This is a genomic window from Herbiconiux oxytropis (assembly GCF_024979315.1).
Taxonomy (GTDB): Bacteria; Actinomycetota; Actinomycetes; order Actinomycetales; family Microbacteriaceae; genus Herbiconiux; species Herbiconiux oxytropis.
Genome location: NZ_JANLCK010000008.1, coordinates 51,832 through 75,406, shown reverse-complemented (window position 1 = coordinate 75,406; position 23,575 = coordinate 51,832). Strand labels below are relative to the sequence as shown.

Annotated in this window: 27 protein-coding genes; 8 read left to right on the top strand and 19 right to left on the bottom strand. The window is 70.2% G+C overall.

The features are described 5' to 3' along the window. The first annotated feature begins 50 nt into the window (after window positions 1-50). Window positions 51-569, top strand: a complete 519-nt coding sequence (locus N1028_RS14305; RefSeq protein WP_259530039.1) for a winged helix-turn-helix transcriptional regulator — start codon at window positions 51-53, stop codon at window positions 567-569. A 23-nt stretch (window positions 570-592) separates the two neighbouring features. Here the strand turns inward: N1028_RS14305 and N1028_RS14300 are convergent, their stop codons facing one another. Then, window positions 593-1,303 (bottom strand): lysophospholipid acyltransferase family protein, encoded by a 711-nt coding sequence (locus tag N1028_RS14300; RefSeq protein WP_259530038.1) that lies wholly within the window; start codon window positions 1,301-1,303, stop codon window positions 593-595. 154 nt (window positions 1,304-1,457) lie between these two features. On the opposite strand from N1028_RS14300, the gene N1028_RS14295 reads away from it, so the two are divergent. Both N1028_RS14295 and N1028_RS14290 read left to right on the top strand, forming a co-directional pair. Further along, window positions 1,458-2,213 carry a thioredoxin-like domain-containing protein gene (locus tag N1028_RS14295; protein ID WP_259530037.1) on the top strand — a complete coding sequence of 252 codons (756 nt, stop codon included), beginning with the start codon at window positions 1,458-1,460 and terminating at the stop codon, window positions 2,211-2,213. Further along, window positions 2,210-3,007, top strand: coding sequence for a DUF305 domain-containing protein (locus tag N1028_RS14290; RefSeq protein WP_259530036.1), 798 nt, complete (start codon window positions 2,210-2,212; stop codon window positions 3,005-3,007). Before N1028_RS14295 ends, N1028_RS14290 begins: the two co-directional genes overlap by 4 nt. Window positions 3,008-3,052: 45 nt before the next feature. On the opposite strand, the gene recQ is transcribed toward N1028_RS14290, so the two are convergent. The 3 genes from recQ to N1028_RS14275 all read right to left on the bottom strand — a co-directional run bounded on the left by recQ (window position 3,053) and on the right by N1028_RS14275 (window position 7,549). Next, window positions 3,053-5,239 (bottom strand): DNA helicase RecQ, encoded by a 2,187-nt coding sequence (gene recQ, locus N1028_RS14285; RefSeq protein ID WP_375163426.1) that lies wholly within the window; start codon window positions 5,237-5,239, stop codon window positions 3,053-3,055. Window positions 5,240-5,360: 121 nt separating this feature from the next. Then, window positions 5,361-7,202, bottom strand: a complete 1,842-nt coding sequence (menD, locus tag N1028_RS14280) for a 2-succinyl-5-enolpyruvyl-6-hydroxy-3-cyclohexene-1-carboxylic-acid synthase (RefSeq protein ID WP_259530035.1) — start codon at window positions 7,200-7,202, stop codon at window positions 5,361-5,363. Beyond that, window positions 7,199-7,549 carry a PLDc N-terminal domain-containing protein gene (locus tag N1028_RS14275; protein ID WP_259530034.1) on the bottom strand — a complete coding sequence of 117 codons (351 nt, stop codon included), beginning with the start codon at window positions 7,547-7,549 and terminating at the stop codon, window positions 7,199-7,201. Before N1028_RS14275 ends, menD begins: the two co-directional genes overlap by 4 nt. A 150-nt stretch (window positions 7,550-7,699) precedes the next feature. Here N1028_RS14275 and N1028_RS14270 point away from each other — a divergent pair, with 150 nt between their 5' ends. Then, entirely contained in the window at window positions 7,700-7,990 is a 291-nt protein-coding gene (locus tag N1028_RS14270; protein WP_259530033.1) for a DUF4229 domain-containing protein, read from the top strand. A 54-nt stretch (window positions 7,991-8,044) separates the two neighbouring features. On the opposite strand, the gene N1028_RS14265 is transcribed toward N1028_RS14270, so the two are convergent. The 4 genes from N1028_RS14265 to N1028_RS14250 form a co-directional block, all read right to left on the bottom strand. Further along, window positions 8,045-9,049, bottom strand: coding sequence for a 1,4-dihydroxy-2-naphthoate polyprenyltransferase (locus N1028_RS14265; protein ID WP_259530032.1), 1,005 nt, complete (start codon window positions 9,047-9,049; stop codon window positions 8,045-8,047). Between the two features lie 181 nt (window positions 9,050-9,230). Continuing rightward, the gene (locus N1028_RS14260) at window positions 9,231-10,637 is read right to left on the bottom strand and encodes an AMP-binding protein (protein WP_259530031.1); all 1,407 of its coding nucleotides are present in this window, start codon (window positions 10,635-10,637) and stop codon (window positions 9,231-9,233) included. Beyond that, a complete protein-coding gene (locus N1028_RS14255; RefSeq protein ID WP_259530030.1) occupies window positions 10,634-10,864 on the bottom strand; it encodes a hypothetical protein in 231 nt (76 codons plus the stop codon). Before N1028_RS14255 ends, N1028_RS14260 begins: the two co-directional genes overlap by 4 nt. Next, window positions 10,864-11,781 (bottom strand): 1,4-dihydroxy-2-naphthoyl-CoA synthase, encoded by a 918-nt coding sequence (locus tag N1028_RS14250; RefSeq protein ID WP_259530029.1) that lies wholly within the window; start codon window positions 11,779-11,781, stop codon window positions 10,864-10,866. The genes N1028_RS14255 and N1028_RS14250 overlap by 1 nt, the downstream gene beginning before the upstream one ends. An 84-nt stretch (window positions 11,782-11,865) precedes the next feature. Here N1028_RS14250 and N1028_RS14245 point away from each other — a divergent pair, with 84 nt between their 5' ends. Continuing rightward, entirely contained in the window at window positions 11,866-12,861 is a 996-nt protein-coding gene (locus tag N1028_RS14245; RefSeq protein WP_259530028.1) for an o-succinylbenzoate synthase, read from the top strand. A gap of 97 nt (window positions 12,862-12,958) precedes the next feature. On the opposite strand, the gene ccsB is transcribed toward N1028_RS14245, so the two are convergent. Genes ccsB through N1028_RS14220 form a run of 5 tightly spaced genes read right to left on the bottom strand, consistent with a single transcriptional unit; the run spans window position 12,959 to window position 17,661 of the window. After that, window positions 12,959-13,990, bottom strand: a complete 1,032-nt coding sequence (ccsB, locus tag N1028_RS14240) for a c-type cytochrome biogenesis protein CcsB (protein ID WP_259530027.1) — start codon at window positions 13,988-13,990, stop codon at window positions 12,959-12,961. Between the two features lie 9 nt (window positions 13,991-13,999). Beyond that, the gene (resB, locus tag N1028_RS14235) at window positions 14,000-15,655 is read right to left on the bottom strand and encodes a cytochrome c biogenesis protein ResB (protein WP_259530026.1); all 1,656 of its coding nucleotides are present in this window, start codon (window positions 15,653-15,655) and stop codon (window positions 14,000-14,002) included. Beyond that, on the bottom strand, window positions 15,639-16,430 hold the full coding sequence (locus N1028_RS14230) for a cytochrome c biogenesis CcdA family protein (RefSeq protein WP_259530144.1): 792 nt from the start codon (window positions 16,428-16,430) through the stop codon (window positions 15,639-15,641). Before N1028_RS14230 ends, resB begins: the two co-directional genes overlap by 17 nt. Then, window positions 16,427-17,011, bottom strand: a complete 585-nt coding sequence (locus N1028_RS14225; protein ID WP_259530025.1) for a TlpA family protein disulfide reductase — start codon at window positions 17,009-17,011, stop codon at window positions 16,427-16,429. Before N1028_RS14225 ends, N1028_RS14230 begins: the two co-directional genes overlap by 4 nt. Next, window positions 17,008-17,661 (bottom strand): histidine phosphatase family protein, encoded by a 654-nt coding sequence (locus N1028_RS14220; protein ID WP_259530024.1) that lies wholly within the window; start codon window positions 17,659-17,661, stop codon window positions 17,008-17,010. Before N1028_RS14220 ends, N1028_RS14225 begins: the two co-directional genes overlap by 4 nt. Before the next feature lie 321 nt (window positions 17,662-17,982). Here N1028_RS14220 and aspS point away from each other — a divergent pair, with 321 nt between their 5' ends. Beyond that, entirely contained in the window at window positions 17,983-19,299 is a 1,317-nt protein-coding gene (aspS, locus tag N1028_RS14215) for an aspartate--tRNA(Asn) ligase (RefSeq protein WP_259530023.1), read from the top strand. Between the two features lie 83 nt (window positions 19,300-19,382). Here aspS and N1028_RS14210 read toward each other — a convergent pair whose 3' ends face one another. From N1028_RS14210 to N1028_RS14185, 6 genes are all read right to left on the bottom strand, one after another. After that, window positions 19,383-19,682, bottom strand: coding sequence for a Dabb family protein (locus N1028_RS14210; RefSeq protein WP_259530022.1), 300 nt, complete (start codon window positions 19,680-19,682; stop codon window positions 19,383-19,385). Then, a complete protein-coding gene (locus N1028_RS14205; protein ID WP_259530021.1) occupies window positions 19,679-19,942 on the bottom strand; it encodes a glutaredoxin family protein in 264 nt (87 codons plus the stop codon). Before N1028_RS14205 ends, N1028_RS14210 begins: the two co-directional genes overlap by 4 nt. Before the next feature lie 36 nt (window positions 19,943-19,978). Beyond that, window positions 19,979-20,287, bottom strand: a complete 309-nt coding sequence (locus tag N1028_RS14200) for a hypothetical protein (RefSeq protein WP_259530020.1) — start codon at window positions 20,285-20,287, stop codon at window positions 19,979-19,981. 86 nt (window positions 20,288-20,373) lie between these two features. Further along, window positions 20,374-20,472: a 30S ribosomal protein bS22 gene (locus tag N1028_RS14195; protein ID WP_003792170.1), complete on the bottom strand. Its 99-nt coding sequence runs from the start codon at window positions 20,470-20,472 to the stop codon at window positions 20,374-20,376. An 83-nt stretch (window positions 20,473-20,555) separates the two neighbouring features. Then, window positions 20,556-20,750, bottom strand: a complete 195-nt coding sequence (locus N1028_RS14190) for a helix-turn-helix domain-containing protein (protein WP_259530019.1) — start codon at window positions 20,748-20,750, stop codon at window positions 20,556-20,558. Window positions 20,751-20,828: 78 nt separating this feature from the next. Then, complete coding sequence (locus tag N1028_RS14185) at window positions 20,829-21,290, bottom strand: ArsR/SmtB family transcription factor (protein ID WP_259530018.1); 462 nt, start codon at window positions 21,288-21,290, stop codon at window positions 20,829-20,831. Window positions 21,291-21,482: 192 nt separating this feature from the next. Here N1028_RS14185 and N1028_RS14180 point away from each other — a divergent pair, with 192 nt between their 5' ends. Next, window positions 21,483-22,889 carry a TrkH family potassium uptake protein gene (locus N1028_RS14180; protein WP_259530143.1) on the top strand — a complete coding sequence of 469 codons (1,407 nt, stop codon included), beginning with the start codon at window positions 21,483-21,485 and terminating at the stop codon, window positions 22,887-22,889. Then, window positions 22,882-23,553 carry a potassium channel family protein gene (locus tag N1028_RS14175; RefSeq protein ID WP_259530017.1) on the top strand — a complete coding sequence of 224 codons (672 nt, stop codon included), beginning with the start codon at window positions 22,882-22,884 and terminating at the stop codon, window positions 23,551-23,553. Before N1028_RS14180 ends, N1028_RS14175 begins: the two co-directional genes overlap by 8 nt. The last annotated feature ends 22 nt before the right edge of the window (window positions 23,554-23,575 follow it).

Here is a 23,575-nt window from a genome sequence, read left to right as displayed (position 1 = left end):
GCTCTCGATTGGAATTTCCAACTCAGACCGGATGCGAGTATCGTGACGGCATGCAGACGCAGTCAGAGGCCAGGTCGCAGGCGGACCGAGAAGCTGTCGGCGGGGCTGTCGGCGCGGGCGACGACGGGCCTCGCTGCCAGATCGCGCGCACGCTCGAGGTCATCGGCGAGAAGTGGTCGCTCCTCGTGGTGCGGGACGCCCTGCGGGGCCGCAGCCGTTTCTCGGAGTTCCGGGACTCGCTCGGCGCCTCGACCGACATCCTCACCGACCGGCTCGCCAAGCTGGTCGCCGCTGGGGTGCTGGAGAAGCGCGCCTACCGGGAGGCCGGCTCCCGGGAGCGGTCGAGCTACCACCTGACCGAGAGCGGGCGGGGGCTGGCCCTGGTGGCGGGCGCGATGATCCAGTGGGGTGACACGTTCAATCCGTATGCAGGAGGGCGGAGCTCCCGCGTGGTGGATGCTGCGACGGGTGCCCCGCTCCGTCTCGCCTTCGTCGACGAGAGCGGGCGGGCCGTGCCGGATTCGTCGGCGGCCATCGTCCCCGGTCCGGCCGCACGCACGACCTGGTAGGGGGCGGGATCGGGTCGGAGCGGTCAGCTGGGGTCGTTGCGGTGCAGGACTCGGCGCACGCGCTCCACCACCGAGGCCGCAGGAGGCTCGTTGTAGGCGTTCGCGCGCTCCTGGCCCGACATCTCGCCGATGGCCAGCATCACGTCGTCGGTGAGTCGGCGGCGGGAGCGGGCCGCGCCCGCCTCGCCGTACGAGGTCGGGTCGATCGGCTCGCCGAACCGGATCGTGACGGGGCGGATCCGCGGCACCTTGGCATCCACGGGCAGCAGCTCCTCAGTGCCGGTGAGCGCGACCGGCACGATGGGACTGCCCGTGGTCAGGGCGAGCCAGGCCACGCCCGTGCGGCCCTTGTAGAGCCGGCCGTCGCGGGAACGCGTGCCCTCGGGGTAGATGGCGAAGGCGCCGCCGGCCTCGAGCACCTCCCGGCCGCGCTCGAGCGAGTCCTGAGCGGCGGTGTTGCTCTCACGGTCGACGGGGATGGCGCCGATCGACTCGAAGAAGCCCTTCGAGACCCGGCCCTTGGCGCCGGTGCCGGTGAAGTACTCGGACTTGGCGAGGAACCGCACGTCGCGGGGGGCGATGAGCGTGATCACGACACTGTCGATGAAGCTCAGGTGGTTGCTCGCGAAGAGCACGGGGCCTTGGCGTGGGACGTTCTCGCGGCCTGTGACGGTCGGCCGGTAGAGCACCCGGGCGACGGGGCGGGTGACGCCGCGCAGCACGGTCTTGAGCATTCTCCGATCCTCACACGGGGTGTATGCGGGTGCGGCTATGGGAGCATTCATAGGAACTCACCCTGAGGATCGTGCCGGAGCGGGGTTCGGATGCATTCTTCAGCCGGATCCGGAATAGTTGTACCGACAATAAGTCCCTTTCGAAATGAGACCCGTGACTCCTCGCAACGACGACGCCACCCGTTCCTCGTCCTCATCCGCGTCCGGCGGTTCGGCTTCCGGCGGTTCGGCTTCCGGCGGCGTGCCGCCCAAGGCGAAGGACCAGGCCAAGAAGCTCTCCGTCAAGGAGGAGCGCGAGGCCCGTCGTGCCGAGAAGGTGGCGGCGCACCTGGCGCAGCAGAAGAAGCAGCAGCGCAACCGCCGCTTCGGCATCATCGGCGGCGGCATCGCGGGTGTCCTCGCTGTGGGGCTCATCATCACGTTCGTGGTCACGAGCGCCGAGCCCGAGGTCGACCCGGCGTCGATCGCGATCGGCGACCTGCAGACCTACGAGCTCACGGCCAACCACGTCACCACCTCGGTCGACTACGAGCAGACCCCACCCGCGGGAGGCGACCACAACGCCGTGTGGTTGAACTGCGGGGTCTACACCGAGCCCGTGCCCGACGAGAACGCGGTGCACGCGCTCGAGCACGGCGCTGTCTGGGTGACCTACGACCCCGAGCTGGTCGACGAGGCCGGCGTGCAGACGCTGCGCGACTCGCTGCCCGACAACTACGTGGTGCTCTCGCCCTACCCCGGCATCCCGGCTCCCGTCGTCATCTCGGCCTGGAACAACCAGGTGCTCCTCGACGGCGTCGACGACGAGCGGCTCGGCGACTTCGTGAAGAAGTTCTGGCGCTCGAACGACGCGCCCGAGCCCGGCGCCGCCTGCACCGGCGGCCTGAACGCCCCGGGCAAGGTCGCTTGACGCCCGGGGAGCTCTCCGGCAGCGCTCCCCCGGATCCGGGAGATCGAGCGACCGCGACGACCGCGACGCCCGCGACGCCCGCAGAGGCCGTGCCGCGACGCGGTGGGCGGGGGCGGCTCGTGCTCGCGGGCGTCGTGGCGGCGGTCGTCGTGGTGGTGGCGGTCTTCTCCGCCGGGTGGCTCGCGGCTCCCCGCGTGCCCACGCCCTCCGACGGCAGTGTCGAGGCGGGCTTCGCGCGTGACATGCAGACCCACCACAACCAGGCGGTCGAGATGTCGCTCATCCTGCGCGACGTCACCGACGACGCCGAGGTGCGTTCCCTCGCCTACGACATCGCGACCTCCCAGTCGCAGCAGTCGGGCCAGATGTACGCGTGGCTCAACATGTGGGGTCTCTCGCAGGCCTCGACCCGCCCGGTGATGAGCTGGATGCTCCAGCCCACCCTCGACGGCTCCGACTCGGGCCACGGTCACGGTGGCGCGCAGGCCACGGCGGATCCGCTCATGGATGACGCGGCGTCCACCCCGGCGTCCGAGCCCATGGTGCCGGGCGATCCGATGCCGGGCATGGCCACCTTCGAGCAGCTCAACGAGCTCCAGCGGCTGCGCGGAGTCGAGGCCGAGCGCCTCTACCTCCAGCTGATGATCGCGCACCATCGTGGTGGTGTCGAGATGGCGGAGGCGGCGGTCGCCCGCACCACGAACCCCCTCGTGGTGACGCTCGCGAACGCCATCATCGTGGCTCAGCAGAGTGAGATCGACTACATGCAGTCTCTTCTCGACGCCCGCTCGTAGCCGTCGCCCGTGGCACGCGCCGGTTCAGGCGTCGAGGCCGGCGGATCAGGGCTGGGCAGGCGGGGCGTCGAGGTCGTCGTAGGGCGGGTAGTCGTCGTAGGGGACGTCGTCGTCCGGCGGGACGTCGTCGAAGGGAGGCGCCTCATCGAAGGCGGGCTGCTGACCACGGGCGGACGTGAAGCGACCACCGCGCGACGCTGATCTGCCATTGGCACCGCCGCGTGAACCCGATCCGGTGCCGGAAGAGCCACCGCTGCGCGAGCCCGCACCCCTCGCGCCAGAGCCTGCATGGGAGCCGCTCGAGGCCGCGGCGTCGCCCGCAGCGCCGGAGCCGGCGGCATCCGCCGCACCGTCGGACTCCACCGGGGTGAAGGTGCCGGCGACGACGACCTCCACGAGGCCGGCCCCGTAGGAGTCGCGCTTGCGTTCGCCGATGCCCGCGATGCCCTCGAGGTCGGCGACCGAGGCGGGACGCAGGGAGGCGACCGCCGCGAGCGTGGCGTCGTGGAAGACGACGTAGGCCGGCACTCCCTGCTCCCGAGCCGTGGCCGCTCGCCACGCCCGCAGCTCCTCGAACAGCGCGGCATCCGCCTCAGAGAGATCCGCCTTGGCGGCCGACGAGCGAGTGCGCCCCGAACCGCCCGAACCCGAACCACCCGAGCCGGAACCCGAACGCGCCGCCCGTTCGGGCTCGCGCCGGAGCTGCACGGTGCGGGTGCCCGAGAGCACCTCCGCGCTGGCGGGGGTGATGACGAGCGTGCCGTAGCCGTCGTCGTTCACCGCGAGCAGGCTCTGCGCGAGCAGCTGCCGCACGACACCGCGCCACTGCTGCTCGCTGAGGTCTTCGCCGATGCCCCAGGTGCTCAGCGCATCGTGCCCCCACTGCCCCACCCGGTCGGTGCGCTTGCCGCGCAGGATGTCGATGAGGTGCCCCGCGCCGAAACGCTGATTGCGCTCCCGCTCGAGCCGCACCACCGTGGAGAGCAGCTTCTGCGCCGGCACCGTGCCGTCCCACGCCTCGGGCGGGGTGATGCACGTGTCGCAGTTGCCGCACGGCTCGCTCGGCTGGCCGAAGTACCCCAGCAGGTTGACCCGGCGGCAGTGCACGGTCTCACACAGCGCGAGCATCGCATCCAGGTGCGACGACAGCCGACGACGGTGCGCCAGGTCGCCGGGCGACTCGTCGATCATGCGTCGCTGCTGCACCACGTCGTTGAGCCCGTAGGCCATCCACGCCGTCGACGGGAGGCCGTCTCGGCCGGCACGACCCGTCTCCTGGTAGTAGCCCTCGACCGACTTCGGCAGGTCGATGTGCGCCACGAACCGCACGTCGGGCTTGTCGATGCCCATGCCGAACGCGATCGTCGCGACGATCACCACTCCCTCGTCCCGTAGGAACCGCGCCTGCGTGCGCGCCCGCACCCCCGCGTCGAGCCCCGCGTGGTACGGCATGGCGTCGATGCCGTTCTGCGCCAGGAACGCGGCGGTCTGCTCCACCGTCTTCCGCGACATGGCGTAGACGATCCCCGCGTCGCCCTGGTGCTCCGAGCGGATGAACGACAGCAGCTGCTTGCGCACCTCGTTCTTCGGGTCGATGCGGTATTGGATGTTCGGCCGGTCGAACGACGCGACGAAGTGCCGCGCCTCGCCGAGCGACAGCCGAGAGGTGATCTCCTTGTGGGTCGCCTCGGTGGCCGTGGCGGTGAGGGCGATGCGCGGCACGTCGGGCCAGCGCTCGGCGAGTTCGGCGAGCGCCAGGTAGTCGGGCCGGAAGTCGTGGCCCCACTGGGAGACGCAGTGCGCCTCGTCGATCGCGAAGAGCGCGATCTCGCCGCTCGCGAGGAACCGCTTGGTGCTCTCGGAGGAGAGCCGCTCGGGTGCGACGTAGAGCAGGTCGAGCTCACCCGCGAGGTAGGCCGACTCGACCTCGGCCCGGGTGCCTGCGTCTTGCGTGGAGTTGAGGAACGCCGCGCGCACGCCCACGGCCTTCATGGCCTCCACCTGGTCGTGCATGAGCGCGATGAGCGGCGAGACGACGACGCCCGTTCCCTGCCGCACGATCGACGGCACCTGGTAGCACAGCGACTTTCCCGCACCCGTGGGCATGAGCACGACCGCGTCTCCCCCGCCGATGACGTGGTCGATGATCTCGGCCTGGTCGCCACGGAACGAGTCGTAGCCGAACACCCGGCTGAGGGTGTCGAGGGCGGCGGAGGCGGTGGGGAGGGTCACGTGTCGAGCCTAGTTCGCGGATCCGACATCCTGGACTTGTCCACAGGGATCCCGCCCGGGCATCCGCTGTGCGTCGGGTGTGGAGGAGAGGACGCGGACCGAGTGGTCGAGGCGGTCGCGTTCAGCGCGCGAGCCGGACCTCGATGATGCTGCGGCCCGGAGGCGGTGACGACAACGCAGAGTCGAGATCGCCGCGGCGGGTGATGAGGCGGTGGGTCCAGCCGTAGGCCGCGGCGAGCGCCGCCAGGTCGACCTGCTGGGGGGTGAAGAGCACGCGGTCGAAGGCATCCGGTGCCGCAGTGCCCGCCACCTCGAGCCCGTCGAAGATGCTGCCGCCACCGTCGTTGCCGACCACGAGCTGGAGGCGCGGAGCGGTCTCCCCTGGGGGCAGCAGCAGGGCACCGGCGTCGTGCAGGAGAGTGAGGTCGCCGAGGAGCACGCGGGTGGTGCCGGCGCGGGCCGTGCGAGCGGTGCCGGCAGGAGCCGTGCCCGCGCGAGCCGTGCGGGTGGCACCGGCACCGGCGCTCTGGCTCGCGAGGGCGATGCCCGTGGCGGTCGCCACCGTGCCGTCGATCCCGGCGAGTCCGCGGTTCGCGTGCACCGAGATCCGCTTGCCCGGCGCCGCCGCATCGAGCTCCCGGATGAGGCGCGACGCCCCGAGCACGAGCCGGTCGTGCGGCCAGGTCGCCCGCCACACCGCGAGCGCGAGGGCGCGCCGGGTGATGGGGGCGTTCAGGGCCGCGAGCTCGCCCTTGGCGTAGGCGCGCGACCCCTCGATGTCCTCGCTGCCGCCCTGCACGATCACGGGCGGTGCCACGTCGTCCTCGGCGGCGGCCTCCTCGGCCAGGTCGCGGCCGGCGAACACCCACTGGCCGGTCCAGGCACGGGCGGCCCGGTCGGCACGGTCCTCGGGGTCGACCGTGACCTCGTCGACGAGCACGGCATCCGGATGCGGGACCACGGGCTCGCCGGGCCCGGCCACGACGGTGAGGTCGAGTCCGTCGCGGCTGAGCAGTGCGGCCACCTGGCGGCTGAGCGTGGGATGCCCGAGCACGACCACGCGCTCCACCCGCCCGCCGAAGTCGGGATGGTCGAGCAGTTCGCGATGGTGCTGAGCGAGAAGGGGACCGAACCGCGCTCCGCTCGAGACCTCCGCCACGAGCGGCCAGCCCGCCTCGGCGGCGATCTCCTGGGCGCGCTCGCCCGCATCGGCGCCCGCGACGACGAGGGTGCGGGGGCCGCGCGGCAGGTGGCGGGTGCGACGCTCGGCGGTGGTGCCGGTGCGGGCGGCCGGCGAGGCGTCGGTGCCTGTGCGGGCGGCCGTGTCGTTCGCCGCGGTGCCGGCGGCCGGCGGGGTGTCGTTCGCGGCGCCGTCGTCAGCGAGCACCGTGCCCGACAGCGGCTCGACGAACTGCAGGTTCAGGTGCACCGGGCCGCGATCCGGGCCCGTCGAGACCGCGACCGCCTCGGCGGCGAGGCGCCGCGCATCCGGGATCGCCTCGAGGGTCGGTGCCGGCACGTCGGCCTCCCAGCGCGCGAAGCGGCCGAAGAGCCCGGGCTGGTAGGTGGTCTGGTTGGAGCCGGTGCCTCGGAGGTGCTCGGGGCGATCGGCTGTGAGCACGATCATCGGCACGCCGGAATGGCTCGCCTCCACGACCGCGGGCAGGAGGTTGGCGGCCGCCGTGCCCGATGTGGTCACGACGAGCGCGGGAACCCCGGTCTCCCGTGCGATTCCGAGAGCGGTGAAGGCGCCGACGCGCTCGTCGATGCGCACGTGGAGCTGCAGCACGCCCTCGGTCTCGAGTTCGGCGAGCGCCAGAGCGAGGGCCTGGGAGCGGGAGCCCGGGGAGACCACAGCGTGCTGCACCCCGAGTGCGGCGAGGGCGCGCACGAGGCGGTCGGCGAAGGTCGCCGCAGCACTCGCGTCCGCGCTCCCTGACGGTGTGGGGGCGGAGGCGGTCACCGGTCGGTTCTGCCGTTGTCCGTCTCGTCGTCGGTCTCGGCCAGACGCTTCTCGAGCTCGCGGATGCGCTCATCTTCGGTCGGATCGGGGACCATGCGGATGGTCCCGAGGAAATCGGGATCGTCATCCGGACCCATGGCGCGCATGGTCGGGGACGTGGTGCGTCGGGCCCGCCCGAAGACGAGCCACAGGATGCCGCCGATCGGGGTGAACAGGATGATGATGAACACCCACGCCACGCGCGGAAGAGCCTTCACGCGCGCCTTCGGCAGCATCAGGCAATCGACGAGCGCGTAGACGGTGAACGCCACGACGACGATGACGAGAGCGAGGAGTACGCGGGCCATGCCGTAAGCGTACCCCCGCCATCCGGGAGCCGACTGCGTGTTCCACGACCGTGACCTGACCGGGATCTGCGGCGTCCCGAGCCTGGCCAGGTGCTCCCCTCCCGCAGCGGCTCGGCGGGCCATCAGGATGCACGCTTTAGACTCGACGGTGTGAATCCTGGACGCACCTGGCTCGTGTACACCCTCATCCGTGTGGGCATCTTCGCCGGCGTCCTCGCGATCCTCCTGCTGCTGCAGATCACCCCCTGGCTCGCCGCCGTGATCGCCGCTCTCATCTCGCTCTGCATCTCGATCATCGTGCTGCGGAAGCCCCGTGACGAGGCCTCGCGCTCGCTCTACGCCGCCCGGGAGAATCGCGGTCAGGCGCGGAACGCCAAGCCTGCCGCCGTGTCGGAGGACGAGGACGTGGAGGACTCGGCCGTCGACCGCACCGAGCGCTGACCCCGCCCACGGCGCCGCGCCCGCCGGCACCGCCGCGGCCGCCGGCGCACAGGCTCAGAACGCGAAGGCCAGCCCGAGGCCGATCCCGTAGAGCAGTCCGAACAGGCTCGTCAGCTGCAGCACGGTCACGAACTCGCGCGGCTTCCTGGCCGTGATCATGATGATCGAGGCCGGCACGGTGATGAGCAGCGTGAAGAACACGAGGGGCGCAAGCGGGTAGAGCAGCCCGAAGAACCACAGGATCGCGTAGGCCAGCACGAGGTAGACCACGTAGACCACGCGGGAGGCGGTGCGGCCGATCAGCACCGAGAGGGTGCGCTTCTTGGCGAGCTTGTCCTGATCGATGTCCCGGATGTTGTTGGCCATCAGCACCGCGCACGCGATCAGCCCGATCGCGACTCCGGAGAGCCAGCTCTCGGTGCTGATGTCTCCTGCCAGGATGAACGTCGTGCCCCCGGTCGCCACGAGTCCGAAGAAGATGAAGACGAAGACCTCGCCGAGCGCGTAGTAGCCGTACGGATGCTTGCCGCCGGTGTAGAACCAGCCCGCGGCGATCGCGACGGCCCCGACGGCCAGGAGCCACCAGTGGCCCGTGATGACCGTGATGGCGAGGCCTGCCACGGCGGCCAGCCCGAAGAACACGAGGGCGGCGGTGAGCACTCGCCTGGCCGGGACGAGACCGGATCCGGTGAGGCGGGGCGGACCGACGCGGTGGTCGTCGGTGCCGCGGATGCCGTCGGAGTAGTCGTTGGCGTAGTTCACGCCGATCTGCAGGAGCACCGAGACGGCGAGGCACAGGAGCACGAGGGGGAGGTCGATGTCGGTCATCACGGCGGCCGCGCCGGTGCCGAGCGCGACGGGCGCGATGGAGAGCGTGAGGGTGCGCAGGCGCGCACCGGCTATCCAGGCGGCCGCCGGCGTGCGGGGACCGGCCGGCGGTGTGGCCGGGCGGCCATCGACCGTGGTGCCGCCGCCGCCGTCCGCCACTCGGTGCGCGCGGGCGGGGTTGCCGGATCGCGCGGGGTTGCCGCGGGGTCGCTTCTTCTTGCTGGTGGACATCGGCCTGATTCTATTCGCGTGGGCTGGGGTGGGGATGGGGGCGCTCCCCTGCACGCCGGTTCACGGCGGGAACGAAGGAGTCTTCGGGCCAGCGCGGTGGAGGCTCCGTCGTTCGCTCCCAAGAGTAGGTTCTTCCGTCGTTTCCGCCGACCGCCGCCCACCGGGCCCCTCCGGCGGCCGCTCAGGGCCGCGGGGTCGCGAACCACTCGGCCAACGCTGCGCGGTCGGGCTTTCCGGAGGCCAGGCGCGGGAGCGACCGCACGAGGGTGAGCCCCGCCGGAGCAGCCGGACGGCCCGCGGCCTCGATCACCACCGCCCGCACCCGCTCGAGCGCGCTGTCGGGGCCCCGCACACCCAGTCCGCCCGGGACGCGCTCGCCGCCACCGCCCGCCGCACTGCCCTCTGCCGCGCTGGTTTCCGCCGCACTGCCCTCTGCCGCGCTGGCCTCCGCCGCACTGCCCTCCGCCGCACGGCCCTCCGATGCACTGCCCCCCGCCGAACTGGCCTCCGCCGAACTGCCGTTCACCGAACTGCCGTTCACCGAACTGCCGTCCACCGCGCTGCCCTGGCCCGTCGTGCCGCTCGCGCCCTCCTCCACGACGAGTTCGCTCACCTGCCCCCAGCGCTCACTGGCACGCGGCACCACGACGGCCTGCTCGAAGCCCGGAACGCTCTGCACGAGTCGCTCGACCCGATCGAGCGAGACCTTGACGCCTCCCGAGATGATGACGTTGTCGACCCGGCCGGTCACCCGCACGACGCCGTCGACCACGGTTCCGCTGTCAGCCGTGCGGTACCACCGCGTGCCGTCGGCCACGCGGAAGCGATCGGCCGTGAGCTCGTCGTCTCCCAGATACCCCTCGGCGAGCATGGGCCCCGCGAGCTCCAGCTCCCCGTCGACCACCCGCGCCGAGGCCCGCCCGATGGGGATGCCGTCGTAGACGCACCCGCCCGCCGTCTCGCTCGATCCGTACGTGCGCACCACGCGGATGCCGAGTCCCGACGCGCGCTCGGCCAGCAGGTCGGGCAGCGCCTGTCCGCCCACGAGCACGGCATCGAAGCGGGCGGCAGCGGCACGGATGCGCGGGTCGGCCTCCGACGCCTCGACGAGTCGCACGAGCTGGGCTGGCACGAGCGATGTGAAGCGCAGCGGCGCCTGGAGCTGCTCGGCGAGATCGGCGAAGGTCTCGGCCGAGAAGTGACCGCGCGGGTGCACGACCGGGGCGATGCCGGCCACGATCGACCGCACGAGCACCTGCACCCCCGCGATGTAATGCGTGGGAAGAGCGAGCAGCCACTGCCCCGGCCCGCCGAGGGCTGCCTCGGTGGCGGCCGCGGAGGCCAGCAGCGCGTCGGAGCTGAGCGCCACGCGCTTGGGCAGCCCCGACGAGCCCGAGGTCTCGATCACGAGCGACACCCGTTTCGGCACCTCCGTCGGCAGCACCGGACCCGCGACCGCGGGATCTCCCAGCCCTCGCACGCCCTCCCGCGGCAGGATCGCGGACCCGTCGTTGCCCAGCGCCCGCCGCAGCTCCCGCTCGACCACCGCAGCGTCCGACCCGTCGATGACCTCGAGCGCGCGAGTCACCCCGCCGCCCCAGCCATCGTCGCTGCCCGCACCCGCGTCGCCCGCACCGCAGCCACGCGCACCACCTGCGCCGCATCCGCCACCCACCGCGCATCGGCCGCGGTGACTCGCTCCTCCTGCGCCGCAGCACCGCCCCCGGCCGGCACGCCGATCACCCGCGCCGCAACCACGGCCCCCGCAGACACCACCGCGCCGCCGGCCCCGCGCACCGCGCTCGCCGCACGCATCAGAAGTGGTACGGAAAGCCCGACCAGTCGGGATTCCGCTTCTCGAGGAAGGAGTCGCGGCCCTCGACCGCCTCGTCGCTGGCGTAGGCGAGGCGGGTGGCCTCGCCCGCGAAGATCTGCTGACCCACGAGGCCGTCGTCGACCGCGTTGAACGCGTACTTCAGCATGCGGATCGCCGTGGGCGACTTGCCGAGCACGATGCGTGCCCAGCGCAGCGCCTCGGCCTCGAGCTCGGCGTGCGGCACCACCTTGTTGACCGCCCCCATCTCGTAGGCCCGCTGCGAGCTGTACTCCTCAGCCAGGAAGAAGACCTCGCGCGCGAACTTCTGCCCGATCTGCTTGGCGTAGTAGGCGCTGCCGTAGCCTGCGTCGAACGAACCGACATCCGCATCCGTCTGCTTGAAGCGACCGTGCTCGGCCGACGCGATGGTGAGGTCGCAGACGGCGTGCAGCGAGTGCCCGCCCCCGGCCGCCCAACCGGGCACGACCGCGATGACGACCTTGGGCATGAAGCGGATGAGCCGCTGCACCTCGAGGATGTGCAGGCGCCCGGCCCGCGCCGGATCGATGCCCGCCGCGGTCTCCTCTTCGGAGTACTTGTAGCCGTCGCGGCCACGGATGCGCTGGTCTCCCCCGCTGCAGAACGCCCACCCGCCGTCGCGCGGGCTCGGACCGTTGCCCGTGAGGAGGACCGCCCCCACGCGCGGGTTCTGCCGCGCGTCGTCGAGCGCCGAGTAGAGCTCGTCGACCGTCTTGGGTCGGAAGGCGTTCCGAACCTCCGGCCGGTCGAACGCGATGCGCGCCACCTGACCCGCCGTGTCGAGGTGGTACGTGATGTCGGTGAAGCCCTCGGAACCGGGCGCGACGACCCACTCGGAGGGGTCGAAGATGTCGGAGACGGTGGTGCGATCGCTCATGCTGCAAGGTTACGCGCCCGGCCGATCCGGCCCACGTCGGGGGGCGGGATTGTGGATGGGTGTGAGCGGGACGACACTTGTGGAGTGCTGGACGAACAGGAACACCCCGCCCTGGCAGACATCCTCGAGCGGATGCGCGTGGTCGCCCTCCCCCTGCACACCCGCTTCCGCGGCCAGACCGTGCGCGAGCTCGCCCTCATCGAGGGCCCCGAGGGCTGGACCGAGTTCTCCCCCTTCCCGGAATACGACGACGTCGAGTCGGCCGCCTGGCTCCGTGCCGCCCTCGAGTTCGGCTGGCGGCCAGCGCCGCCCCTCGTCCGCACGAGCATCCCCGTGAACGCGACCCTGCCCGCCGTGCCGGCCGCCGACGTCGAGCGCGTGCTCGCGCACTACGACGGCTGCCGCACGGTCAAGGTCAAGGTCGCCGAACGCGGCCAGACCCTCGTTGACGACGTCGACCGGATCGCCCGCGTGCGCGAACTCGTCGGCCCCGAGGGCCGCATCCGCCTCGACGCCAACGGCGGCTGGAACCTCGACGAGGCCGAGCACGCCGTGCACCGCCTCGCGGAGTTCGATCTCGAGTACCTCGAGCAGCCGTGCGCGAGCGTCGACGAGCTCGCCGAGCTCCGCCGCCGCATCGGCTACCTGGGCATCCCCGTGGCCGCCGACGAGAGCGTGCGGAAGGCCGACGATCCGCTCGCCGTGGCCCGTGCGGGCGCCGCCGACCTGCTCGTGGTGAAGGCCCAGCCGCTCGGCGGCCTCCGCCGCGCCCTCGCCGTCGTGGCGGAGGCCGGCCTCCCCGCCGTGATCTCCTCGGCACTCGAGAGCTCGGTGGGCATCGCCCTCGGCGCGCATCTCGCCGCGGCCCTCCCCGAACTCCCCTACGACTGCGGGCTCGCCACGGTCGACCTCTTCGAGACCGACGTCGTCGCACCCGCCAGGAGCCTGCGCGCCCGAGGCGGCAGCATCACGGTCGAACGGCCGGTGCCCGACGCCGGCCTGCTCGAGCGCCTGCGCCCGGCCCTCGCCCGCGAACAGTGGTGGCGCGACCGAGTCACCCGCGTGCACGCTCTGCTCTGACGTGCGATCCGGTTCGAAACCGCAACGCAGACGGCTTCCGAGCCGTCAGAGGCCGCGGTCCTCGGGAGGATTGCAGTTCTGAACAGCCGGCGGCGGTCTACAGCCCCGAGTAGGCGTGCAGTCCCTTGAAGAACACGTTCACCACGCCGAAGTTGAACAGCACCGCCGCGAAACCCACGATCGCGAGCCACGCCGACCTCGACCCGCGCCACCCGCGTGTGGCCCGTGCGTGGATGTACCCCGCGTAGATCACCCAGATGATGAAGGTCCACACCTCTTTGGTGTCCCAGCCCCAGTAGCGGCCCCAAGCGCGCTCGGCCCAGATGGCGCCGGCGATGAGGGTGAAGGTCCAGAACACGAAGCCCACGATGTTGACCCGGTAGGCGAGTCGCTCGAGCGAGTCGGCGTCGGGCAGCGTGCGGAGGAACCGCAGCCTGAGTGCCGCGCTCAGCCGGCCCATCGCATCCCCACGGGTCTGCAGCAGCTGGATGATCGAGAGCGCACCGCCGAGCGCGAAGAACGCCGTGCCGAGGATCGCGACGAGCACGTGGATGACGAGCCAGGCCGACTGCAACGCCGGCGGCAGCGGCGAGATCGCCACGTAGTAGTTGATGGTGGAGACGCCGAGGAGCACCAGCACGAGCCCGGTCACGAAGGTGCCAAGGAACCGCAGGTCCTCCCTGAGCAGCAGCACGAGGAAGACGGCCACGATGAGCACGGTCCCCGTGATGGAGAACTCGTACATGTTGGCCCACGGCACGCGGGCGGCCGCGATGCCGCGGAGGATGACGCCGGCGAGCTGGATGACGAAGGCCAGCACCGTGAACACCACGCCCAGCCGCAGCGCGAGCGAGCGGCGGCCGGAGGAGTCGCGACCCTCGAGCGAGACGAGCGAATCGGCCGAGTCGCCAGAGTCGCCCGAGCCGCCCGAGCCGCCCTTGGAGAGGACGGATCCGGATGCGCCGGAGACTCCCGCCCCCACGGCCACGGGCACATCCTCGGCCACGGCCTTCTTGACCGTCGACGACCGCCGCGCCAGGTCGAGCGTGAACGCGATGAAGGCGAGGGCGTACACCCCCATGGCCGAGTAGATGAGGATGAGGGAGAGATCGTCGAGCGTTTGCGTCACAGAGAGAGCCTAAGCCTTGGATTCGGGAGGAGACGAGGGTCCGCCGGAACCCGCAGGATCCGCAGCGGGGAACCCGGCGGCGTGCCGGGTGGCGAGGGCGTCGACGGCCTCGTCGAGACGGGGGTCGTCGCCACGGGCGAGCCCCGCGTACTCGACGTGCAGGGTGCCGTCGGCCCGTTCGGCCGCCTTCACCCACACCCGTCGCCGCGGGATGAACAGCGACGTGAGCAGCCCTGCCGTGACCAGGATCGCGAACAGCAGCACCCAGCCCTGGGTCGAGTCGTGGTGCACGTCGAACGACGCGAAGCGCTTCACGTCGTCGAGGCTCACGGTGCCGAGTCCGTTCGGCAGCTCCGCCTCCTGGCCCGGCACGAGTTCGATCGAGTCGACACCGGTCGATCCGCCCGTGAGCTGGTTCATGCTGTCGGTGTCGAGCGAGTAGACGGATGCCGGCACGCCGCCGTCGAGACCGAGGTCGCCGTCGTAGACGTTGAGGGTGAGCACCGGGTACTCCAGCGACGGGAACGAGGAGAAGTAGGCGCCCGTGGCCGACTCCGCCTGGGTGGGGTAGAAGAAGCCGATGAGACCCACCTGGTCGGCGAGGCCATCCGGGATCTTCACGACACCGAGCGAGGTGAGGTTCGAGTCCTGCGGCAGGAACGGCACCGAGTCGGTGAAGACGACCTCGCCCTCGGTGTCGCGCACCGTGATGGTGGGCGCGTAGCCGTTGCCGAGCAGGAAGACGTCGGTGCCGCCGATCTTGAGCGGCTCGTTGACCTTGATGGCCGCCTCGGACTCGTCGCCGCCCTCGCTCGTCGTGACCGAGGCGGTGTAGTCCAGCGGCTGGCCGAAGGCGTTGTTCGGCTGGGTCTCGTAGGTGGCCTCGAACTCGTCGAGGGTGATGGAGTAGGGCGCGAGCTGACTGTCGTTGAAGAACCGGCCCGGGTTGAAGGAGTCGTAGGCCAGCAGGGTGTTCACGAAGGTCTGGCCCTCCACGATCACGCGCTGACCGCTGTAGCCGAACCCGCCGCCGATGCCCACGGCGAGCAGGATGCCGACGAGCGCCGAGTGGAAGACGAGGTTGCCGGTCTCGCGCAGGTAGCCGCGCTCGGCCGACACCGAGACGACCTCCTGCCCGGTGCGCTTGTCGACGTTCGTGAACACGACCGTGCGGTAGCGCTGGCGCTTGAGCAAGGCGCGCGCCGACTCGATCACCGAGGCGGCCGAGCGATCCGGAGCGCCCTCGATCTCGCGCGTCGTGAACCCCGCGAGCCGCGACAGCCGTGCGGGGGTGCGCGGCGGCTTGGCGCGCAGGGCCTCGAAGTGGTGCTTCGTGCGCGGGATGACGCAGCCGATGAGCGAGACGAACAGCAGCAGGTAGATCGACGAGAACCAGACCGAGGTGTAGACGTCGAAGGCCTGCACCGAGTCGAGCACGGGCGCGAGATCCGGGTTGTCGACGAAGTACTGCGTGACGCCGTTGGGGTCGGCCGCACGCTGCGGCACGAGCGAGCCCGGCACGGCGGCGAGGGCGAGCAGGAGGAGGAGGAACAGCGCCGTGCGCATGCTCGTGAGCTGCCGCCAGAACCAGCGCAGCCAGCCGACCGGGCCGAGCCGGGGCTGGGTGATCTCGGTGGAGTCGTAGTGATCAGACGGGCGTGACATAGCCGGTGATCACCGCCTGCAGCTGGTAGACCCAGATCGTCCAGAGGCCCGAGACCATCAGGATGCCGATGAGCACGAGGAGTGCGCCACCGATGATGTTGATGGTGCGGATGTGCCGCTTGAGGAACGCGACCGAGCCCGCCACCCACTCGAACCCGAGGGCGACGAGCAGGAAGGGCACGCCGAGGCCGATGCAGTAGAAGAGGCCGAGGAGCACGCCGCTCCAAGCGGAACCGCTCGTGAGGCTGAGCGCCTGGATGGCGCTGAGGGTCGGGCCGATGCACGGGGTCCAGCCGAGACCGAAGACGATGCCGAGCACGGGGGCGCCGATGAGCCCCGTGGCCGGTCGCCAGCTCGGTTTGAAGGTGCGCTGGAGAAAGCTGAATTGCCCGATGAACACGAGGCCGAGCACGATCACGACGGCACCCATGATGCGGGTGATCGTGTCCTGCCACTGGATCAGCCAGAAGCCGAGGGCTCCGAAGACGGCGGAGTAGGCCAGGAAGATGAGCGAGAAGCCGAGGATGAACAGGGCGATGCCGAGCAGCATGCGGCGGCGCCCGGCCCGGCGCGCGGCCTTCTCGTCGGCGCCCGAGGCGCTGCCCGCGGCCCTCCCCGCCTCGGAGATGCCGCCGACGTAGCCGAGGTAGCCCGGCACGAGCGGCAGCACGCAGGGGGAGGCGAAGGAGACGAGACCCGCGAGGAGGGCGACCGGGATGGCGAGCAGGAGCTGACCGCTCAGCACGATCTCGGCGAAGGGGTTGTCCACCGTCAGCCGGCCAGGTTCGACTTCACGAGCGCGTCGAGGATCGACGCCTCCGTGACGCGCCCGAGGATGCGGGCGGCGACCCGTCCCTCGGTGTCGACCACGAGAGTGGTGGGCACGGCATTGGGTGCGATCGTGCCCGAGAACGCGAGCTGCAGCGCTCCGTCGGTGTCGACGACGGAGGGGTAGGTCACGCCGAAGGTCTTCGCGAACGACTGGGCGGTCGACGCCTGATCGCGCACGTTCACGCCGAGGAAGGATGCTCCCTGGCCCGCGTACTCGGCGTTGACCTCTTCGAGCAGGGGCGCCTCGGCGCGGCACGGGGCGCATCCGGCGTACCAGAAGTTGACCACGAGCACCTCGCCCGCGTAGTCGGCGGAGGAGACCGTCTCGCCGTTCTCGTCGACGCCCTTGAACTCGATCGGCTCACCGCGGTCGGCCTCGGCGATCTCGGTCACGGCGCCGTCACCGGAGATGAAGTTCTTGCCGCTGCCCTCGCGGTACTGCTCGGCGAGCGGGTCGTTCGAGCAGCCGGTCAGCACGAGAGCGGCGGCAGCGAGCGTGGCCGCCACCGCGAGTCGCCGTCTCATACGGCTCCCACGTCGACCGCAGCAGCGGCGAGGGGGGCGCCGGGATCGGAGTAGCCGACCTCCACGAAGCGGCCGTCGCGGCGCTCGAAGGTCGTGATGCTGGAGAGGGCGCAGCGGCGCTTCCGCGGGTCGTGCGGCAGTCGCTCGCCTACGATCGCTCGGTGCGCCATCCAGATGGGGAGCTGGTGGCTGACCATGACGACGTCGCCGTCGCCCGCCTTCTCTGCGGTGTCGAAGGCGTCGTCCATGGCCGCGAGCATGCGCCCGGAGATGCTCCGGAAGGCCTCGCCCCAGGCCGGCCGCCACGGGTTGTAGAGGTGCCGCCACATCCGCGGATCCCGGAGCGCCCCGCCCTTGCCCTTCATGCGCCGGCCCTCGAAGGCATTCGTGGGCTCGATGATGCGCTCCTCGATGCGCGGCTCCAGCCCGAAGGCGGCCACGATGGGCTCACCGGATTCGCGGGCTCGCTGCAGAGGCGAGGTGTAGATCGCGCTCACCGGGCGGGCGCGCACGGCGAGGTCGTTCGCGGCGGCCGCCGCCATCCGCTTGCCGAGGTCGGAGAGCCCGAAGTTCGGCAGTCGCCCGTAGAGCACTTCGTCGGGGTTGAAGACTTCTCCGTGACGGACGAGATGGAGTTGGGCGGCGGGCACGGCATCCAGTCTACGATCGCGGTCGCCGTGTATCCGCCGAGAACAGGATCGTGTAGCTGCGCTACACCAGAGCTGTAGAACTATGAGATTGTGCTGAACAGTTGTAGCGACTGGAATAGAGAGGAAGAAAGGCACCGACCATGACCATCATCACCCTCTCCGCGTTCGCTCTCGTCTCCGTCGCCGGCATCGCCGCCACCGTGCGCGCCATCGGCATCGACGGCTACCGCCGCATCCCCACGCGCCGCGCCTGAGCTCCTCTATCCGGTGCGCCGGACCCGGCCCGGTGCACACGGGGCCGGGCCGGTAGACTCCTCTACCGTGACCGAACCGACTCGCACCCTCGTCAAGAACCTCTCCGCCCTCGAAGCCGGCCCCGTGGTCGTCTCGGGCTGGGTGGACACCGTTCGCGACCAGAAGAAGGTGCAGTTCGTCGTGCTGCGCGACGAGTCGGGCGCCGTGCAGCTCGTGAATCCGCGCACCGACGAGACCGAGGCGATCTCGGAGGCCATCTCGGGTCTCGCCCAGGGCTCCTTCATCACGGTGACGGGTGAGCTCAAGCACGACGAGCGCGTGAAGCTCGGCGGCATCGAGGTCAAGCTCACCTCTCTCGAGGTCGTGACCGCCGCCATCCCCGAGACGCCGATCGCCCCCGACTCCGGGGTCGACAAGCGCATGGACTGGCGCTTCCTCGACCTGCGCCGCCCCGAGCAGAACCTCGTCTTCCGGGTGCAGACCACCCTCGAGCACGCCTGGCGCACCTACTGGGTGGAGCACGACTTCATCGAGATCCACACGCCCAAGCTCATGGCGTCGGCGAGCGAGTCGCGCGCCGAGCTGTTCGAGGTCGACTACTTCGAGGGCAAGGCGTACCTCGCGCAGAGTCCGCAGTTCTTCAAGCAGATGGCGCAGCCGGCCGGTTTCGGCAAGGTCTTCGAAGTGGGGCCCGCGTTCCGCGCCGACCCCTCCTTCACCTCGCGACACGCGACCGAGTTCACGAGCGTCGACGCCGAGATCTCCTGGATCGATTCGCACGAAGACGTCATGCAGCTGCACGAGGAGCTCATGGTCGCGGGGCTCCGCGCCGTCAAGGAGAAGCACGGCGACGAGATCAAGGCGCTCTTCGACGTCGACATCGAGGTGCCTTCGCAGCCGTTCCCGCGCATCCCGCTCGCCGAGGCGAAGCGCATCGTGGCCGAGAACGGCTACGTCGTGCCCCGCGAGGACGCCGACATGGACCCGGAGGGCGAGCGCCGCATCGCGGCCTACGTCAAGGAGACCTACGGGCACGACTTCGTGTTCCTCACCGACTACGACTCGAGCATCCGGCCGTTCTACCACATGCGCCACGAGGGCGACGGATCGCTCACCAACAGCTACGACCTGATCTACAACGGTGTCGAGATCTCGACGGGAGCCCAGCGCGAGCACCGCGTGGAGGTGCTCGTGGAGCAGGCGAAGGAGAAGGGGCTCGACCCCGAGGAGCTCGAGTTCTACCTCGACTTCTTCCGCTACGGCGTGCCGCCGCACGGCGGATTCGGCATGGGGCTCTCGCGCGTGCTGATGCTCATGCTGCACCAGACGAACCTGCGCGAGGTCGTCTACCTGTTCCGCGGGCCGACGCGCCTGACGCCCTAGCCGAGTTTCGGTAGAAATGACGAGGACTGACGCCGTATAGGGCGTCGGTCCTCGTCATTTCTACTGTTACTCGGTCATCGACCTCAGATCTCGATGTCCACCGAGGCCCGATCAACCACGAGCGCGGCCACGACGGGCGCCGCGGCGACGTGCGCCGGATGCGCCTGGTACGCGTCGAGATCGGCGAGCGTCTCGTAGTCGGCCACGAGCACGACGTCCCAGTTCTTCTCGAAGTACGCCATGTTCGCGCCCACGTCGAGCTCCTTCACCGACGGCACGGTCTCGCGAAGCGCCGACAGCACCCGCACGATCTCGGCGGCGTCGGCCTCCTTCTGAGCGGGATCGGTGGCACGGAGCTTCCAGGCGACGACGTGGCGGATCATGGGGCGGCCTCCAGCAGGGCGGTTCGGAGGCGGGCCGGCTCGACCCGCCAGATGGTGTGCACGCGCCCGCCGATCGTCACGACCGGGATCTCCTCGGCGAACTCGTCGAGGAGCGCCGGGTCGTCGAGGATCGACAGCTCGGTCATCGAGACATCGACCTCCCCGTCGAGCGAGGCGATCACGGAGCGCACGACCTCGCGGGCGTCGTCGCAGAGGTGGCACCCCGGCTTGCCGATGAGGGCGAGGTCGACGGTGGGCACGGTTTCAGCCTACCGAGCGCCGCCGAGCGTTCGGCCTCACAAGGTGAAGTCGGGCTTCACCGTCCACGCCGTGGCCTCCTCGAGCCGCGCGAGCAGCGCGAGCGCGCTCATGGCGGCGTGCTCGAAGCCGAGGCCCGAGTACACGTCGAGTGCGAGCGGCGGCGGCTCACCGAACTTCGGGATCTCGATCTCGACCCGGGCACCGCTCTCGAGCTCGATGAACGGATGCACGGTGCCGGCTCCCGACACAGGCCGGTCGACGGCGAGCGCCACGATCGCGAGCGCATCGAGCTTGGTCACCGCATCGCGGACGACCAGGGTGGCGCAGTACTCGGGATCAGCCATGGAAGGAGCGTGCACCGGGAAAGCAAAAAGCGCCAGGCCGAAACCTGACGCTCTGCTCGCGTAGCGCGCGAGACGTGAGTCTGACGCTACTTCTTGTTGCGACGCTGGTGGCGAGTCTTGCGAAGCAGCTTGCGGTGCTTCTTCTTCGCCATGCGCTTGCGACGCTTCTTGATTACAGAACCCACACAAACCTCACACGTATCAGGGAAGACCGCGCAGAACCGGCGGTCAGAGGCTGAAGAGCCTCGGAGAAGTGTAGCAGGAAGCGCTACGCCGAATCGGCGATGTGGTTCTTGACCGCCGACGCCACGGCCGATTCGGGCACACGGAACGAACGGCCGAAGCGGATGGCGGGCAGCTCGCCGGCGTGCACCAGTCGGTAGACCGTCATCTTCGAGACGCGCATCATGTCGGCGACCTCGGCGACGGTGAGGAAGCGCACGTCGTCCAGGTCTTCTGCCATGGCGAAACTATAGGGCCCAGGCACCCTCACGGGCAACAGGAGTCACACAGGTCCCACAAATGAACCGCACACACGCGGTCAGCGGCGGAGCTTCGACACCAGGTCGTCGGCGACGCTCTTCACGGCGTGCGAGGTGGCGGCCGCACGACGTCCGACGTTCTGGCCGAACGACGCTGCTGCCGACTTGACGGCATCCGAGGCGTTCTCCCACAGCTCGTCCTCCTCCGCGGTGTCGAAGTCGGCGGAGAGGAACGGGATCAGCCAGTCCTCCACGTCTTCCAGCGGTGAGACGTCGATCTTGTAGAAGCGGTGCTGGCCTTCTTCTCGCACGACGACGAGTCCGGTGTCGCGCAGCACCTTGAGGTGCTTCGACACGGTCGGCTGGCTCAGCTCGAGCTGGGCCACGAGCTCGGAGACGCTGTACTCGCCGTCTCCCGCTCCCGAGGCGCTCACCTGGTCGGTGGCGACGTAGCGCTCGAGCAGCAACGACAGGAGCTGGCGCCGCGTGGGGTCGGCGATCACGGAGAAGATGTCGGCCATTCCCCAAGGCTAGTGGGGTGGCTCCCGATCCGCGCCACCGCGAGTAGCATTGCACCGTTCACCGAGGGGCGGCCGACAGCCGGCGCCGATGCCCGGCCGAGACGAGGAACTGGGATGAGCATCCGCAGCAGCGTGGCGAGCCGCAACCCGTTCAATCGCAGCCGCACCTGGGCGGGCCGTTTCCGCCAGGGCATGCGCGAGTTCTCGGAGAAGTCGCCGTCGCGGTTCGCGATCCTCATCTTCGCAAGCCTCATCGTCATCTTCACGGTGCTGTTCTCGCTGCCGATCTCGAGCGCCTCGGGCAAGGTCACCCCCCTCGCCGACTCCCTCTTCACAGCCGTCTCGGTCATCTGCGTCACGGGTCTCGCGACCGTCGACATGGCCACCCACTGGTCGGTGTTCGGTCACGTCCTCATCTACATCGGCGTGCAGATCGGTGCTCTGGGCGTGCTCACCCTCGCGAGCATCCTGGGGCTCGTCATCTCGCGCCGCCTCGGCCTCCGCGCCCGACTCATCGCGGCCAGCGACACCAACCCGCTCCGGATGCACCACGGCCCGGTCGCCGAGGGGCAGGCCGTGCGCCTCGGCGAGATCGGCTCGCTGCTCGCCACCGTGGCCATCAGCGCCCTCGTGATCGAGCTCGTGATCGCAGCACTCCTGCTCCCCCGCATGCTCATCGACGGCATCCCGGTGGGCGAGGCCATCTGGCACAGCCTCTACTACTCGGCGATGGCGTTCACGAACACCGGCTTCGCGCCCAACGCCGAGGGGCTCACGCCGTTCGCCAACGACTACTTCTTCCTCACCATCCTCATGGTGGGCGTCTTCCTCGGTGCCATCGGCTTCCCCGTGATCTACGCGCTCGCCCGCACGCTCGGCGCCTGGCGCAAGCGCAAGAAGGGGCACGGGCCGGATCTCCGGGTGCGCTGGTCGGTGCACGTCAAGCTCACGCTCGTGACGAGCGCGCTCCTGATCGTGGCGGGCGCCGTGCTCTACATCGTGCTCGAGTTCGACAATCCGAAGACCTTCGGCACCCTCAACGCGGGCGACACGGTGTTCCAGAGCTTCTTCCTCTCGGTGATGACCCGCTCGGGCGGCTTCTCGACCATCAACATCCCCGACCTCAACGGCTCGAGCCTGCTCGTGACCGACATGCTCATGTTCATCGGCGGCGGCTCCGCGTCGACGGCAGGCGGCATCAAGGTCACGACACTGGCCGTGCTCTTCCTCGCCGCCTTCGCCGAGGCGCGCGGCGTGCAGGACATGGAGTCGTTCGGCCGACGCATCCCGGGCGACGTGCTGCGCCTCGGCGTCTCGGTGGTGCTGTGGGGCGCCACGACCGTGGCGGTCTCCTCCATCCTCATCCTGCAGATCTCGAAGGCGCCGCTCGACTTCGTGCTCTTCGACGTCATCTCGGCCTTCGCGACATCGGGTCTCACGACGGGACTCACCGCCTCACTCCCCGACGCCGGGGTCTACATCATGGCGGCCACCATGTTCATGGGCCGCGTTGGTACTGTGACACTTGCCGCAGCCCTGGCCGCCAGCCAGCGCCAGCAGCTCTACAAACGCCCGGAAGAGAGGCCCATCGTTGGTTGACCGCATCAAGCACGACGCCCCCGTGCTCGTGATCGGCCTCGGCCGGTTCGGGGCCGCGACGGCAGGCGAGCTCGACCGCCTGGGGCGCGAGGTGCTCGCCATCGATGAAGACGAGCGGCTCGTGCAGAAGTGGTCCGAGCGCGTGACGCACACGGTGCAGGCGGATGCCAAGAACGTCGAGGCGCTGCGCCAGATCGGTGCCGCCGACTTCCAGGTGGCGGTCGTGGCCGTCGGCTCCTCGATCGAGGCGTCGGTGCTCATCACCGCGAACCTCGTCGACCTCCGCATCCCGCAGATCTGGGCGAAGGCGATCTCGCGCTCGCACGGCAAGATCCTCGAGCGCATCGGCGCCAACCACGTCATCTACCCCGAGGCCGAGGCCGGCGAGCGCGTGGCGCACCTCGTCTCGGGCCGCATGCTCGACTTCATCGAGTTCGACGACGACTTCGCGCTCGTCAAGATGTACCCGCCGAAGCCCATCCGCGGCCTCAACCTCACGGAGTCGGGCGTGCGATCGAAGTACCACGTGACGGTCGTGGGTGTGAAGAGCCCCGGCAAGCCGTTCACCTACGCCACGGAGTCGACGGTCGTGTCGAACCACGACCTCATCATCGTCTCGGGCAAGAGCTCGGACATCGAGGTGTTCGCGGCGCTCGGGAACTAGCCCGGCGGAACAGCCTCGGGAC